The 13,837-nt window shown below is 72.2% G+C and carries 12 protein-coding genes and 2 riboswitches; of the genes, 4 read left to right on the top strand and 8 right to left on the bottom strand.

Annotated features, from left to right (window positions below; genetic code table 11):
• Positions 1-122 precede the first annotated feature (122 nt).
• The 5 genes from ACP7BP_RS04160 to ACP7BP_RS04180 form a co-directional block, all read right to left on the bottom strand.
• Positions 123-1,169, bottom strand: a complete 1,047-nt coding sequence (locus ACP7BP_RS04160; protein ID WP_426242768.1) for a phosphatase PAP2 family protein — start codon at positions 1,167-1,169, stop codon at positions 123-125.
• A 10-nt stretch (positions 1,170-1,179) separates the two neighbouring features.
• Positions 1,180-2,199, bottom strand: coding sequence for an ABC transporter ATP-binding protein (locus ACP7BP_RS04165; protein ID WP_426242770.1), 1,020 nt, complete (start codon positions 2,197-2,199; stop codon positions 1,180-1,182).
• 1 nt (position 2,200) lies between these two features.
• The gene (locus ACP7BP_RS04170) at positions 2,201-3,838 is read right to left on the bottom strand and encodes an ABC transporter permease (protein WP_426242772.1); all 1,638 of its coding nucleotides are present in this window, start codon (positions 3,836-3,838) and stop codon (positions 2,201-2,203) included.
• Between the two features lie 4 nt (positions 3,839-3,842).
• Positions 3,843-4,937, bottom strand: a complete 1,095-nt coding sequence (locus tag ACP7BP_RS04175) for a thiamine ABC transporter substrate-binding protein (RefSeq protein WP_426242775.1) — start codon at positions 4,935-4,937, stop codon at positions 3,843-3,845.
• Positions 4,929-5,035: riboswitch (TPP riboswitch) on the bottom strand. Its footprint overlaps the gene before it by 9 nt.
• A 107-nt stretch (positions 5,036-5,142) precedes the next feature.
• On the bottom strand, positions 5,143-5,928 hold the full coding sequence (locus ACP7BP_RS04180; RefSeq protein WP_426242777.1) for a glycerophosphodiester phosphodiesterase: 786 nt from the start codon (positions 5,926-5,928) through the stop codon (positions 5,143-5,145).
• 51 nt (positions 5,929-5,979) lie between these two features.
• Between ACP7BP_RS04180 and ACP7BP_RS04185 the strand changes: the two genes are divergently transcribed.
• The gene (locus tag ACP7BP_RS04185; RefSeq protein ID WP_426242779.1) at positions 5,980-7,092 is read left to right on the top strand and encodes a winged helix DNA-binding domain-containing protein; all 1,113 of its coding nucleotides are present in this window, start codon (positions 5,980-5,982) and stop codon (positions 7,090-7,092) included.
• Here ACP7BP_RS04185 and ACP7BP_RS04190 read toward each other — a convergent pair.
• Both ACP7BP_RS04190 and ACP7BP_RS04195 read right to left on the bottom strand, forming a co-directional pair.
• Positions 7,089-7,403, bottom strand: coding sequence for a DMT family transporter (locus ACP7BP_RS04190; protein WP_426242781.1), 315 nt, complete (start codon positions 7,401-7,403; stop codon positions 7,089-7,091). The genes ACP7BP_RS04185 and ACP7BP_RS04190 overlap by 4 nt on opposite strands.
• Positions 7,404-7,414: 11 nt before the next feature.
• A riboswitch (guanidine-III (ykkC-III) riboswitch) is annotated at positions 7,415-7,478 on the bottom strand.
• 15 nt (positions 7,479-7,493) lie between these two features.
• Positions 7,494-8,573 (bottom strand): alpha/beta hydrolase family protein, encoded by a 1,080-nt coding sequence (locus ACP7BP_RS04195; RefSeq protein ID WP_426242783.1) that lies wholly within the window; start codon positions 8,571-8,573, stop codon positions 7,494-7,496.
• Between the two features lie 86 nt (positions 8,574-8,659).
• Between ACP7BP_RS04195 and ACP7BP_RS04200 the strand changes: the two genes are divergently transcribed.
• The 3 genes from ACP7BP_RS04200 to ACP7BP_RS04210 all read left to right on the top strand — a co-directional run bounded on the left by ACP7BP_RS04200 (position 8,660) and on the right by ACP7BP_RS04210 (position 11,843).
• Positions 8,660-10,147, top strand: a complete 1,488-nt coding sequence (locus tag ACP7BP_RS04200) for a cytochrome ubiquinol oxidase subunit I (protein WP_426242785.1) — start codon at positions 8,660-8,662, stop codon at positions 10,145-10,147.
• The gene (locus ACP7BP_RS04205; protein ID WP_426242787.1) at positions 10,144-11,145 is read left to right on the top strand and encodes a cytochrome d ubiquinol oxidase subunit II; all 1,002 of its coding nucleotides are present in this window, start codon (positions 10,144-10,146) and stop codon (positions 11,143-11,145) included. Before ACP7BP_RS04200 ends, ACP7BP_RS04205 begins: the two co-directional genes overlap by 4 nt.
• Before the next feature lie 167 nt (positions 11,146-11,312).
• The gene (locus ACP7BP_RS04210) at positions 11,313-11,843 is read left to right on the top strand and encodes a M15 family metallopeptidase (RefSeq protein ID WP_426242788.1); all 531 of its coding nucleotides are present in this window, start codon (positions 11,313-11,315) and stop codon (positions 11,841-11,843) included.
• Between the two features lie 4 nt (positions 11,844-11,847).
• On the opposite strand, the gene ACP7BP_RS04215 is transcribed toward ACP7BP_RS04210, so the two are convergent.
• Complete coding sequence (locus ACP7BP_RS04215; RefSeq protein WP_426242790.1) at positions 11,848-13,698, bottom strand: LuxR C-terminal-related transcriptional regulator; 1,851 nt, start codon at positions 13,696-13,698, stop codon at positions 11,848-11,850.
• Between the last annotated feature and the right edge of the window lie 139 nt (positions 13,699-13,837).

Below are 13,837 nucleotides of genomic sequence, written 5' to 3' on the forward strand. Positions count from 1 at the left end.
GAATGTAATTCTGCAAGGTCGAGCTTTGCCGTCACTCCCTGCGCTTCGTGGGGGTTGCAACGACGTCACAGCGTGGTGATACCCGGATATCCGGGTATCACCACGCCCCGCGCCCTACGACGTCAGTCGACGTCGACGGGCACGGCCGACGTGGTCGACGTCGGATGGGCCGAGAGCCCGTGCCGGTCGAACTTCTGGCCGGAGGCGACGCCGCCGACGTAGAACGAGATGAGGGCGATCGCCACGCCGGCGATGTCGTCGGCGACGTAGTGCCAGCCGAAGTAGAGGGTGGCCACGACGGTGACCGCGAAGTTGGCCCAGAAGATGCACTTCAGCACCTTGTTGCGCAGGGTGTACTGCACCATCAGCGCGACCAGGAGGGTGATGGCGGTGTGCAGGCTCGCGAAGCCGGCCACCGACTGCACCGCGTTGGCCAGGTCGCTGTTCACCACGTTGCTGCGTCCGTAGTAGAGCGAGTCCATCAGCGCCGACGACCCGGTCTCGGGCAGGTCGGCATAGAGCCACGGGTAGTGGAAGCCGGGGCCGAGGGTCGGCAGCGCGTAGTAGGACGCCGTCCCGAGGGTCCACGCGATGCACTGCGAGGTCGCGAACCAGTAGCCGAAGGTGATGTTGCGCGACCAGATCAGCCAGGCGGTCAGCGCCAGCGGCACCAGCGGCAGGAACCACAGGTAGATCGTGGAGTAGAAGTGGGCGGTGATGCCGTCGCCGAACACCGTGTGCAGGATCGTCGCCGGCTCGTGACCGAAGAAGAGGGCCCGGTCGACCAGGTGGAGCTCGCGGTCGTACTTCTTCTCCCCCATCACGAACGGGAGGAACGACTTGAGGTTGCGGTAGCTGACGTAGGTGACGTAGAAGCACGAGACGCCGAGCACCATGAGGGTCAGCCGCTCACGGGTCCAGTGGAAGCGCACCCGCTCGCGGACCAGCCCGGGGATCGCGGTCGGGTTCATCCGCGACAGCCAGACCGTGCGCGGCAGGATGTCGAGCAGGAACGCCCCGAAGAGCAGGAGGGGCAGCCTCAGCCAGGCCGGTCCGAGGAAGCCCTCGGGGTCGAGCAGGCGGCGGTCGATCGAGATGGCGGTGATGACCGCGAGCAGGCCCATGGACGCGGCGATGCCGATGAGGAGTACATAGGCCCGGCGATACACGGCCGTCAGTCTAGGGAAGGGGTGGAGCCGGTGCTCCCCTGGGCACGGCCGCCGTGCGCGACCGGTCGATCCGCAGGTGCACGCGGTCCCCGGGAGCCACATGGCTGCCCAGCATCGCCACCGCGTGCTGGGTGCCGAGGCCGGGCACGTCCACGAGCAGCCTCAGCTGCTCCGGCGTCACCGACGCGGAGAGTACGACGCCGGCCACCGGCCCCGCGCCGTCGACCACCAGCGCGGAGCGGCGCAGCGCGACGTCCTGCCCGGCCGGCAGCCCGGCAGCCACCGCCATCCGGTCAGCCGGATCGCCGGTGAGCACGGTCGCGTAGCCGAGGAAGTAGGCCGTGTCGGCGTCCGTGGGGTGCTGCCACACGTCGCCGATCTCGCCGTCCTGGATGAGGCGTCCGGCGCGCATCACCGCGATCCGGTCGGCGACGGCGAAGGCCTCGTCGTGGTCGTGGGTGACCATCAGCGCGGTGGTGCCGGCCTTGGAGAGGATGTCGCGCAGGTCGCCCGCGAGCCGCGCGCGCAGCGTGGCGTCGAGCGCCGACAGCGGCTCGTCGAGCAGGATCATCCGGGGCTCCACGGCCAGCGCCCGGGCCAGCGCGACGCGCTGTCGCTCGCCGCCGGAGAGGGTGGCCGGCAGCCGTTCGGCGTAGCCCCCGAGGCCGACCAGCTCGAGCAGCTCGTCGACGCGGGTGGCGGTCTCGGCGCGCGGGGTACGCCGCAGCCGCAGCGCGTAGCCCACGTTGCGCGCCACGCTGAGGTGGCCGAAGAGCTGGCCGTCCTGGAACATCAGGGCGAACCCCCGGCGGTGCGTGGGTACGCCGGCCAGGTCGGCACCGTCGTAGGCGACCGTCCCGGCGGCGAGCGGCTCCAGCCCGGCCACCGCGCGCAGCAGCGTGGACTTGCCGCAGCCCGACGGACCGAGGACCGCCAGCACGTCACCGGCCGGCAGGTCCAGGCTCACGTCGCTGACGGCGACGAGGTCGTCGTACCGCACGGTGACGCCGGCCAGGTTCAGACCACTCATCTCAGAAGGCTCCCATCGACGGCACCCGCAGCCGCTCCACGGCCAGCATGACCACTGCGGTGGCCGTCGCGAGCACGACCGAGGCGGCCAGCGCCATGCCGTAGTTCATCTCGCCGGGCCGCCCGATCAGCTTGAAGATCACCACGGGCAGGGTGGGGTGGTCGTCTCGGGCGAGGAACGCGGTGGCACCGAACTCCCCCAGCGACGCCGCGAAGGCGAACCCGCTCGCGGCCAGCAGCGGCTTCCACACCGCCGGCACGTCGACGGTCCACAGCGCGCGCAGCGGGCCCGCCCCGAGCGAGGCGGCGGCCTGTCGCTGGCGGTCGTCGATGCCGGCGAGCACGGGCACGAGGGTGCGCACCACCAGGGGCAGCGCGACGAGCGCCTGCGCGATCGGCACGAGGAAGGGCGAGTCGCGCAGGTCGAGCGGCGGCCGGTCGAGGGTGATGAGGAACCCGAAGCCGAGCGTCACCGCCGACACCCCCAGCGGCAGCATGAAGACACCGTCGAGCAGCGACCGCACGCGTCGCTCACCGCGCGAGCGGGAGCGCCGGGTCACCACGAGGGCCACGCTCAGGCCCAGCAGCAGCGCGATCCACGTCGCGTCGACGGCGGTGCGCAACGAGATGAGCAACGCGTCGCCGGCCGACACCAGGATCGCCGGGTCGTCGCCGGTCCTGGTCAGCGCGCGGTAGTTGTCGAGGCTCCACCCGCCGCCCACCCGCAGCGACCCCGCGAGCAGCGTCGCGAGCGGTGCGGCGACCAGGACGAGGAGCACGACGGTCGCCGTGAGAGCGGGTACGTCGCGGCGCGAGACCCGTGCCGGCCTGGCTGCCTGGCGCGAGACCGTCGGGTCGGGCACCGCGCGCAGCCGACCGGTGACGACGAGCAGGCCGGTGACGACGACCAGCTGCAGCACCGACAGCGCCGCCGCCGACTGGAGGTCGAAGAGCGTCGTGGTCAGCAGGTAGATCTCGGTCTCCACCGTGCTGTAGCGCACGCCGCCCAGGGTCAGCACGATCCCGAAGGCGGTTGCGCAGAACAGGAAGACCACGCTGGCGGAGGAGGCGATCGCCGGTCGGAGCGCCGGCAGCGTCACCGTGCGCAGCACCTGGGAGGGCGTGGCGCCGAGGGCGGCGGCAGCCTCACCGGGCCGGGAGTCGAGCGACTCCCAGGCCGCACCGACACCGCGGATCACCACAGCGGCGTTGAAGAAGACCAGCCCCGCGATGATCGCCGTGGGCGTGCCGTCCAGCCCGAGGAAGGCGAGCGGGCCGCCCTCACCGATCAGCTGGCGGAACGCGACGCCCACCACCACCGTCGGCAGCACGAACGGCACCAGCAGCGCCGCGCGCACAACCCGACGGCCGGGCAGGTCGAGCCGGTGCAGGACGTACGCCGCGGGCAGCCCGACCGCCACCGACAGGATCGTGCCGAGCGTCGCCGACCAGAGGGTGAAGGCGAGCACCCGGTGCACCCGTGGCCGGCCCAGCACCTCGACCAGCCCCTGCGGGTCGAAGGCGCCGTCGGGCCACAGCCCGCGCGCGACCATGCCGCCGACCGGGAGCACGAAGAAGACCCCGAGCACGGCGAGCGGCAGGGCGGCCAGCCCGGCGAGGGTGAGCAGCCGGCGTGTCATGGCGTCAGCGGGTGGTGACGTCGGTCCACTCGGTCAGCCACTTCTCCCGGTTCGCGGAGATCTCCGCCGGGTCGATGTCGTACGGCGCCGTCGGCTGCTCGGCGAACGCTGCCCAGTCCTTGGGCAGCTCGACCGTCGAGGAGACCGGGAAGACGTACATCGTCTCCGGCAGCGCGGCCTGCACCTCGTCGCTGAGGAGGAAGTCGACCAGAGCCTCGGCCCCGTCCGGGTTCTTCGCGCCGGCCAGCACTCCGGCGTACTCGACGGAGCGGAAGCAGGTGTCCAGGAGCGCGGCCGTGGTCGACATTTTCTCGCCCTTAGGCACGGTGAAGGCGGGTGAGGAGTCGTAGGACAGCACGATCGGCCGGGTCCCGTGCTCGCCGCCCTGGGTGAAGTCCGTGTAGTAGGCGTCCGACCAGCCGTCGACGATCTCGGCGCCGTTGCCGAGCAGCCGCTCCCAGTAGGCCGGCCACTCGTCGCCGTACTCCGCGATCGTGCTCAGCAGGAACGCCATGCCCGGCGAGGACGTCGAGGCGCCGGGGGTGACGAAGAGGTCCTGGTACGCCGGCTTCGTGAGGTCCTCGAGCGTGACCGGCGGGGCGAGGTCCTTGTCGGCGAACCAGGTCTTGTCCACGTTGACGCAGACGTGCCCCACGTCGATCGGAGCCAGCCGGTCGGAGCCCTCGGGCAGCGCGTAGGCCTCGGCGCCCTGGGGCAGCGTCGGCTCGTAGGTGTCGAAGACGCCCTCGTCGAGGGTGCGCGACGCGAAGGTGTTGTCGATGCCGAACGCCGCGTCCCCGGTGGGGTTGCCCTGGGTGAGCGACAGCTTCGCCGACAGCGTGCCCGCGTCGCCGGCGGCCCGGACGACCAGCTCGTAGCCGCTCTCCTCCTCGAACTTCGACACCAGCTCGTCGGGCAGGGCGAACGACTCGTGGGTGACGAGCACGACCTTCGTGGGCTTGGACCCGTCGGTAGCGCTCTCGTCCGACTCGCCCCCGCTCCCTACGGCGCTGCAGGCCGAGGTGGCGAGGAGCGCCACGGTTGCGAGCAGGCCCGCGACGCGGCGGGTCGTGGAGCGGGCATGGGCATGGTGGGTCATCGGATGACTCCCTTCGCCGGTGCTAACCGGAGCAGGTTCGGAGGGTCTGCGGCTTCGACCGCACTCTCAGCACTGTGGGTGCTCCCCTGTCTTGTGCCGCCCAGCGTACGACGCTGCGCGGCCCGTCCACGCCCTAGGGTGCCGAGATGACGAGTCGTCGCCAGCGGCTCCTCGCGTACGCCTTCCCCCGCCCGCGCCGCAGCGGTCAGCGGTGCAGCCAGTCGCGGTAGCCGCTGACCCGGTCGGTGATCAGGTCGCCGACGCCGAGCCGCTTGAGCTGTCGCCAGCGGCTGTGGCTGTTCGCCTTCTTCGCGATGACGCGGCCACCGGCGTCGCGGACGGCGTCGACGCGGCCCCGGGTCATCTGGTCGACCGGGAGGGTCACGCCGTCGGCGTAGGTCAGTGCCTCGGCGACCTGGGCCCACTGTCGTACGAGCAGGGTGCTCGCGACGCCCGGGTGGGTGTCCTCGATCCGGCGCAGCGGCGACGGGTGGAAGGACATGGCGGTGACGCGGCGCTGCATGCCGGCCTTGACCACGGCCCGGCCGAGGCGGGCGACGTCGGCGCGGGGCCAGCGCTCGCCCTTGAACTCCATCAGCACGTTCGCGTGGTTGCGCTCCGCGAGCCGGAGGGCGGCGCCGAGCGTGGGGACCATCTCGCCCCCGCGGCTTCCCCGACAGTGCTTGCGCAGGTAGTGCATGGACCGCTGGTCGACCCGCCCCCGGCAGTCGGTGGTGCGCTCCAGCGTCGGGTCGTGGAGCAGGACGAACTGGCCGTCCTTCGTCATCCGCACGTCGAGCTCGACGGCCGATGCCTTGAGCCGGATCGCCCGCCGCATCGAGCGCAGCGTGTTCTCCGTGATGTCGCTGGTGGGTGCGCCCCGGTGTGCGGTGATGCGGAAGTCCCCGGGCTTCGACGCCTGCGCGGGCGTCGGCGCGACGACGGCCGTCCCGGCGAGGACGACGGCGATGATGAGTCCCCCGAAGCGCATGTGGCCGCATTCTGCCCCATGCCCTGGGGCGCTCGATGACAGACTCGGATCGTGGCCCATTCGTGGAGCGATCTCGCCGGGCGGGCGCTGGCGCGCCAGTTCCCCACGGGCGATGCGGACGCGACGGTGGCCACGATGCTGCACCGGATCGGACCGATCCAGTCGCAGACCGCGCGCTCGCCGTACCTCGCACTGGCGGCCCGCGCGCCCGGCACCACGCTGCAACAGGTCAGCGCGGCGTACGACGACCTGCAGATCGTGCGTAGCAGCACCCTGCGCGGCACCGTGCACACGGCAGCGGCCGCCGACCACGCGCTGCTCGAGTCGGCGACCCGGGTCGGCCAGCGCGCCCTGTGGAACCGCACGCTGCGGCCCGATGCGGTGTCGCTCGACCAGGTGTGGGCCGGCATCGAGGAGTTCGCCTGGAGCGAGTGGCGCACACCCGCCGAGCTCGACGAGCACCTGCGCGGCTGGCTGGCCCGCCACGACCCCGACGGCAGGCCGGCGATCGCGAGCAGCTACTTCGCCTTCGGCCACGGTGGGCTGCTGCGGCGGCCGATGACCGGAGGCTGGGAGGCGCAGGGCCGACCGGGCTACCGCGCGGCCGCTGCCCTGCTCGGCGACCGCAGTGCGGTGCTGAGTGACCCGGACTCCGCGATGGACGAGCTCGTACGCCGGCACCTGGCGTGCCACGGCCCCGCGAGCCGACGCGACCTCGCGTGGTGGGCGGGCGTCGGGCTCCGGGTGGTCGACGCGTCGCTGGCCCGGCTGGACCTGCCCCACGAGCTGGGCCCCGACGGCCTCGCGTATCACGACCTGCCCGCGCCGCCTTCGCCCGTCGAGCTGAGCGGGGTGCGGCTGCTGCCGGAGTTCGACGCCCTGCTGTGCGCCTACGACCCGCCGGCGCGAGCGCGGTTCGTGACGCCGGAGCACTACCGGCGGCTGTGGTCGCAGGAGAACGGGATGCTTCTCGCGCCGCTGCTCGTCGACGGCCGGCTCACCGGCCACTGGCGCATCCCGGGGACGGGCAAGCGGCGGGAGTGCGAGGTGTCGTGGTTCGGTGGCACCCGGCGCCCCAGCAAGGGCGAGCTGGCCGAGCCGATCGCCGCGCTGGAGTCGGCGTACGGCGTGACGGTGACCTCCTTGTCGGTGACCCGCGACTAGTGCGTGGCCTTCAGTCCCACGACGCAGCCGACGAGGCCGAGGATGAGCAGGAGCCGCACGGTTGACAGGGATTCGGCTCCGGTGAGCATCGAGTAGATGACGGTCAGCGCTGCGCCGACACCGACCCACACGGCGTACGCCGTGCCGACCGGGAGGTCCTTCATCGCGACCGCGAGGCCGGCCATGCTGCCGACGAGCGCGACGGCGAAGACGATGCTCGGCGTGGGGCGGGTCAGGCCGTCAGAGCGGCCCAGGGCGGTCGCCCAGACCGCTTCGAGGACGCCGGAGGCGAGCAGGATGAGCCACGACATCGGAGGGACCTTCCGGGCCGTCTTGTCGCTGTCCGGGTACGGCACCCCTCGTCCGGGAGCCAAAGCTGGCTCTGCGCCTAGGCTCGCACGTCAGCCCAGCCGGCGGTCGAGGAACGCGACGATCCGCTCCATCGAGGCGGTGTACTGCGGCCCGAAGGCGTGCCCGTCGTCGTACAGCTCGAGCCGGGAGTCGACGCCGGCCGCCACCATCGCGCGCTGGGTCGCGCGCGCCCACGCCGGTGGGCAGGTGTCGTCGTTCCTGCCCTGGACGATCAGCACGGGCTCGGTGATCCGGTCGAGGTAGGTGCGGGCCGAGACGCTCTCCCAGAGCTCGTCGTTCTCGCGGCTCCTCTCCTCGGGCAGGCCCCATCGCCGGTCGACGTACCGGACGAGCTCCTGCCGGTCGCCGTCGCGGTTGAACTGGTTGAAGTTGTCGGCCTCGAGCGTGCTCACCGGTGAGTAGGCGATGCCCGCCCCGACCAGTCCCGGCGCCATCTCCAGCACCTTGTAGACGACGCCGCCGCCCATCGAGCGGCCCATGACCGCCACCTTGTCGTCGTCGACCGGGACGTCGTCGGACCGGCGCAGCGCGTGGACGGCGTTGATGACGTCGACCGCGTAGGCCGTGCGGAAGTTGCGCATGGCCGACGGGTCGTCGCCCGACTCGGCGTGGTTGCGGTAGTCGACGTGGAGGGCGACGTACCCCGCCCGCGCCAGCGTGCCTCGCTCGCGCGTCATCCCCTGTCCGCGCACGTAGAAGGCGGGGTCGATGTAGCCGTGCGCCAGCACCACCGCGGGGAACGGCCCGCGGCCGGTGGGCACGTTGAGCACGCCGGAGATGCGCAGGTCCTCGCTGCGGTAGGTCACGTCGTACGACGTGTAGTCGGGCATCCGCTCGCGCACCGCGCCCAGCCGCAGGCCGCCGCCGGAGAATCCGCGGTCGAAGTACGCCGGCAGCGCGGGCGGCGCCGGCCGCGGGGTAGGAGCAGCGCTGGTCGTCGGGGCTGGCGCCGGCGACTCGGAGGTCATGGGGCTGGGGGTCGCGGACGGCTCAGGCGCCGCGCCCTCGCCGTCCGGCTGGTCGCTCGCCGAGCACGCGGTGGTGAGCAGCACGACGACCGTGCTCAGGGCACCGGCCCATCTGGCGGCGGTGGCGGTGGCGGCGGCCATGTGCCGACGGTAGCCAGTGCGGCAAGGGCGATGCCCTGACCGGGCCCTCACGGCGTACGGCGGTAGCGATGTGGTTACCGTGAGGCATGAGCTCGCGCACCGAGCAGGGCCTGTTCCTCGTCGCGCACGTCCTCTCCGACTCGGGGTCGGGTGCCCCTCCGGGGCTCCTGCCCGCGCGCGAGCAGATGGCGGTCTCGCTCGGCTGGCACATCGTGCTCGCCTGCTTCGGCGTCGCCTTTCCCACGATGATCTTCGTGATGCACCGGCGGGGCCTCGTGCGTCAGGACCCGGTGGCCCTGGGGCTCGCCCGACGGTGGTCGAAGGTCTCCGCGGTGCTGTTCGCGATCGGCGCCGTGTCCGGCACGGTGCTCAGCTTCGAGATGGGACTGCTGTGGCCCGGGCTGATGGGCCCGTTCGGCGACGTGCTGGGCTTCCCGTTCGCCCTCGAGGGGCTGTCGTTCTTCATCGAGGCCGTCTTCCTGGGCATCTACCTCTACGGCTGGGGCCGGATGCCGCCGCGCCGGCACCTCCTCATGCTCCTGCCGATGGCGGTCGCGGGCGTCGTGGGCACCTACTGCGTGGTGTCGGTCAACGCCTGGATGAACATGCCGACGGGCTTCCGGATCGTCGACGGCGCGGTCACCGACGTGGACCCGTGGGCGGTGCTCTTCAACTCGGGCGCTCTCCTCTCCTTCGCCCACATGTGGGTGGCGGCGTTCATGGTGGTGGGGTTCGTCGTGTCGGCGGTGTACGCCGCCGGGATGCTCCGCGGGCGACGCGACGCCCACCACCGCCTCGGGTTCCTGGTCCCGTTCGTGTTCGCGACGGCGGCGGCGCTGGCGCAGCCGGTCATCGGCCACGTACTGGGGATCCGGCTCGGCGAGACGCAGCCGTCGAAGCTCGCGGCGTTCGAGCTCGCCACCGAGACCGAGCAGCCGGCGCCGCTGAGGATCGGCGGGGTCCTCGTCGACGGTGAGGCGCGGTGGTACCTCGAGATCCCGAAGTGGGGCTCGTTCATCGCCCGCGGCTCCTTCGACAAGCCCGTCAGAGGGCTGGACACCTTCCCGGCCGCCGACCGGCCGCCGGTGAACATCACCCACCTGGCCTTCCAGTCGATGATCGGGATCGGGTCGCTCCTGGCGCTGGCGGTGACCGTCTTCTGGTTCCTGCGCTGGCGCGGCCGCGACCTTCTGCGCAACCGCTGGTTCCTGCGGTTCGCCGTCGTCGCCGGCCCCCTCGCCGTGATGGCGCTGGAGAGCGGCTGGATCGCCACCGAGGTGGGCAGGCAGCCGTGGACCGTGTGGGAGGTGCTGCGCACCGAGGACGCCGCCAGCGGCAACCCGGGACTGTGGTGGAGCTTCGCCGGCGTGTGCGTGGTCTACGCCGGGATGACGATCGGCGCCTACGTCGTACTCCGGTCCATGGCCCGCCGCTGGCGCGCGGGCGAGGAGGACCTGCCGAGCCCCTACGGTCCCGAGGTGGCGACCGTCGACGCGCAGGGTCCAAAGAACGGCCCCGAGAAGGGCCCAGGGAAGGGCCCAGGGAAGGGCTCAGAGAAGGGCTCAGTGACGTGAGCCTGCCCCTGCTCGTCGCCGCCGCGCTGTTCGCGGGGATCGTCGCCTACGGCCTCTTCGGCGGCGCGGACTTCGGCTCCGGCTTCTTCGACCTGACGGCCGGTGGCGCCCGGCGCGGCGCTGAGCTCCGCACGCTCGTCGACCACAGCATCGGGCCGGTCTGGGAGGCCAACCACGTGTGGCTCATCTACGTGCTGGTGACCTGGTGGACGGCCTTCCCGGAGTCCTTCGCGGCCGCCACCACGACCCTCTTCGTGCCCTTCATGCTCGCCCTGCTGGGCATCGTGCTGCGAGGGGCGAGCTTCGCCTTCCGCAAGTACGCCGCGACCCTCGGACAGGCGCGCCTGTTCGGCGCCGTCTTCGCGGGCTCGTCGCTCATCGCCCCGTTCTTCCTCGGCACCGTCGCCGGGGCGATCGCCTCCGGGCGCGTCCCCGCAGACGGCGGCGGCGACCTGTGGGGCTCGTGGCTGACAGCGACGTCGCTGTTCGGCGGGGTGATCGCGGTCGGCACCTGCACCTTCCTCGCCGGTGTCTTCCTCACCGCGGACGCCGCCCGCACCGGCCGGCGGGACCTCGAGGCCACGCTGCGCCGCCGTACCCTGGCCGTAGGCGTCGTGACCGGGGCGGTTGTCTTCGCCGCACTGCTCCCGATCAGCCGGGACGCCCCGACGCTCAGCGACGGGCTGACCGGCCGCGCTGCCCCGCTCGTCGTCGTCTCCGCGATCGCCGGCATCACCACCCTCGTGCTGCTCCTGCGCGACCGGCCCGTCGCGGCCCGCCCGGCGGCGGTGGTCGCCGTGGCGGCGGTTCTCCTGGGCTGGGGTGTCGGCCAGTACCCCTGGCTGCTCGTCGACGAGATCACGATCGAGGACGCCGCAGGCGCGGACGCGACCCTCGTCGCGCTGCTCGTCGCCGTCGGGATCGCCGTGGTCCTCGTGGTCCCGGCGCTCGCCTACCTCTACTCGCTCACCCAGTCGGAGACCTGGACCCACGACTGAGTCCCGGCACCTGCGGAGGAGGTGGCCTGCCCGGCGCGCTGCCTAGCGTCGTCCGCATGACCATCCGCATGATGGGGAGACGACCCCGCCGGCGCCGCACCCGAGCTCACGACCGAGGGAGGATGGCCGGCCACAGGCAGCGGAGCCGGCCACTTCGTCGCCTGGTCGTGGCCACAGTCACCACCGTCTTCGTCGCGTACGCCGCCACCGGGTGCTCCGCCGGCACCGACCTCGCCGGCCAGCACTCCGACGGTCGCGCGAGCGGGGTGGACTCCCCTGGGCGCGGAGGGCCGCTCACCCCGTTCGACGTCGACAGGCCGGCCATCGCGCGCCTGGATGCCGGCCTGCTCCGGGCCGTGCAGGCTGCGGCGCGTGACGCGGAGGACGACGGGATCGCGTTCGTGGTCACCAGCGGATGGCGAAGCAGGGCCCATCAGGAACGCCTCTTCGCGGAGGCGGTGACGACGTACGGAAGCGTGCAGGAGGCCAGCCGGTTCGTCGCCGCGCCGGACGCGTCGGCCCATGTCACGGGGCACGCCGTGGACATCGGTCCCACCGACGCCGACAGCTGGCTCAGCCAGCACGGCGCCCGGTACGGGCTGTGTCAGACGTTCGCCAACGAGATGTGGCACTTCGAGCTGGCGGCCACGCCGGGCGGCGTGTGTCCGGTCATGCTCCCGGACGGCAGCAGCAGGTGACCGGCTAGCCCCGACGGGGGCGCGCCCCGCTCTGGGGCAACGGGTCGTCGATGACGCCGAGGTCGTGGGCCGCGATGAGCGCCTGTGTCCGGGAATGGACGCCGAGCTTGCGGTAGATGCTGTTCAGCTGCGTCTTGACGGTGTTGAGCGAGACGTGGCGCCGGGTCGCGATCTGCGCCAGGGTCAGCCCGCGGGCCAGATGGTCCAGTACGTCGACCTCTCGCGGGGTCAGCTTCACCAAGGAGAGGTCGTCGGGATACACCTCGTAGATCCCGCGCCGGTCCAGGACCGCGAGCACACGGGAGAGCTCCTTGATGTCGGCGGCGAGGTCCTCCAGAGCCGAGCGCGGCGCATTCGCGAAGCTGCGGAATGCCTCACCGGAGGTGAGGCTGCGCCGGATCGCTCGCCGGACCGCCTCGATCGCGGCCCCGCGCTGACCCAGGCGCAGCAGTGCGGTGCCCTGGACGAGGAGGAGGTCGTCGCGCACGGGACCCAGCGTCGATCGGGCTCTGGCGCCCTCGCCGGCCACGGCGAAGGCGGTCTCGGGGTCTCCGGTGAGCAGTGCGAACCGGGCCCTCGCCACGGTCGTCAGGCAGTGGCCCGAAGCACTGGAGTCGAGGACCTGCCCGGCCCGGGATCCGCGGCCGAGGCTGATGAGGAGCTCGGCCTCGGTGGCGTCGAGGAGGTCGCGGGCGAGCGCTCCGGGCCCCAGCCAGTCGGCATTCGCCTCCCGGCCGGCGACGAGCTGCTCCAGGGCCTCGTGCCGGTCGCCCCACACCATCGCGAACTGCGCGCGGGCGTGGATGAGAAAGGCCCAGTACTCGTCGCGGAACCGTCCGTCCGAGGCGCCGAGCATCTCCATGACCCGGCGTGCCGGACCCTCCTCGAGACGGCCGACCGCGACGAGCAGTCGAGCGGTGAGCCCACCCGTGCTCCGGACGGTCTCGAGAGGCGAGTCGAGCCGCCGGCCGGCGCCCTCCCGCTTCAGCCAGGTCTCGGCCTTGGCGAGGTCGCCCTGGAAGGCGGCGTTGAGCGCCAGCTTGCCGGCGGCGTCGGTGGCTACGTGCGGATAGGGACTCCCGTTGGTGAGGTAGTAGGACCAGTAGAGGGCCGCTTCCGCGTCCTCGAGCTCGCCCGCGAGCTGATGGGTCAGGCCGACATGGAGGAACATGCCCGGCAGAAGGTCGGCCACGTCGGCGGTCCTGACCTTGCGCGCGGCGTGCGCCACCTGGGTCAGGCGGGTGGCGAGGTCCACCGCCTGCTCCAGCCCGTGGTAGGCGCGCAGCACGATGAGCTGGGCGAACCCCGAGTCGATGGCGTTGCGTGCCTGCGACGACCGACCGAGGGCGTCGAGCTCCTCGGGCGCCGCCGGCAGGGAGACGACGGACGCGGACCCACGGTCCGGAGCCCTGAGCACGAGACAACGCACCAGCTGCGCCCTCGGGCGCCCCTCGAGATCCGGTTGCCTCACCCGCCCGAACAGCTGACGGAGCAGGGGCTCGTGGTGGACGATCAGCCGCAACCACGCGCCCTCCACGACCTCGACCGCGAACCTCAGGTCGTGCTGCACCATCGCCTGCGCCACCGCGTGCTGCGGAAGGGCGTGCTCGCGGTACCACGCCGCCAGACCGCGGTCGAGCCGCCGTACGGCGTCGGCATCGCGAGCCGTCAGCTCTGCCCGCAGGGCGTCGCGCAGACCCGGCTCCCACGAGTAGACGACCTCGCCGTCCTCGATGGTCGTGGAGAGGAAGCTCTCGCGCTCGAGCCGGTCGAGCAGTCGTCCGTGGTCAGGCATGCCGAAGACGAACTGAGCCACCTCGGCGGTCAGGTGCACTGGGATACCGAGTGCCAGCACGGAGCGCCTCGCGTCCGAGCCGGGACGGGTGGAGAGCAGGAGCGCGAGCAGCTCATGGGCGCTCGACGAGGACCCTTCCGGTTCCGGTACCCAGCTGCCGAGTTCGCTGGCACCCAAGGTGGCATTCCTCCTACGTAGA

This window comes from Nocardioides sp. LHG3406-4, from assembly GCF_049897745.1.
In the GTDB taxonomy this organism is placed as follows: domain Bacteria; phylum Actinomycetota; class Actinomycetes; order Propionibacteriales; family Nocardioidaceae; genus Nocardioides.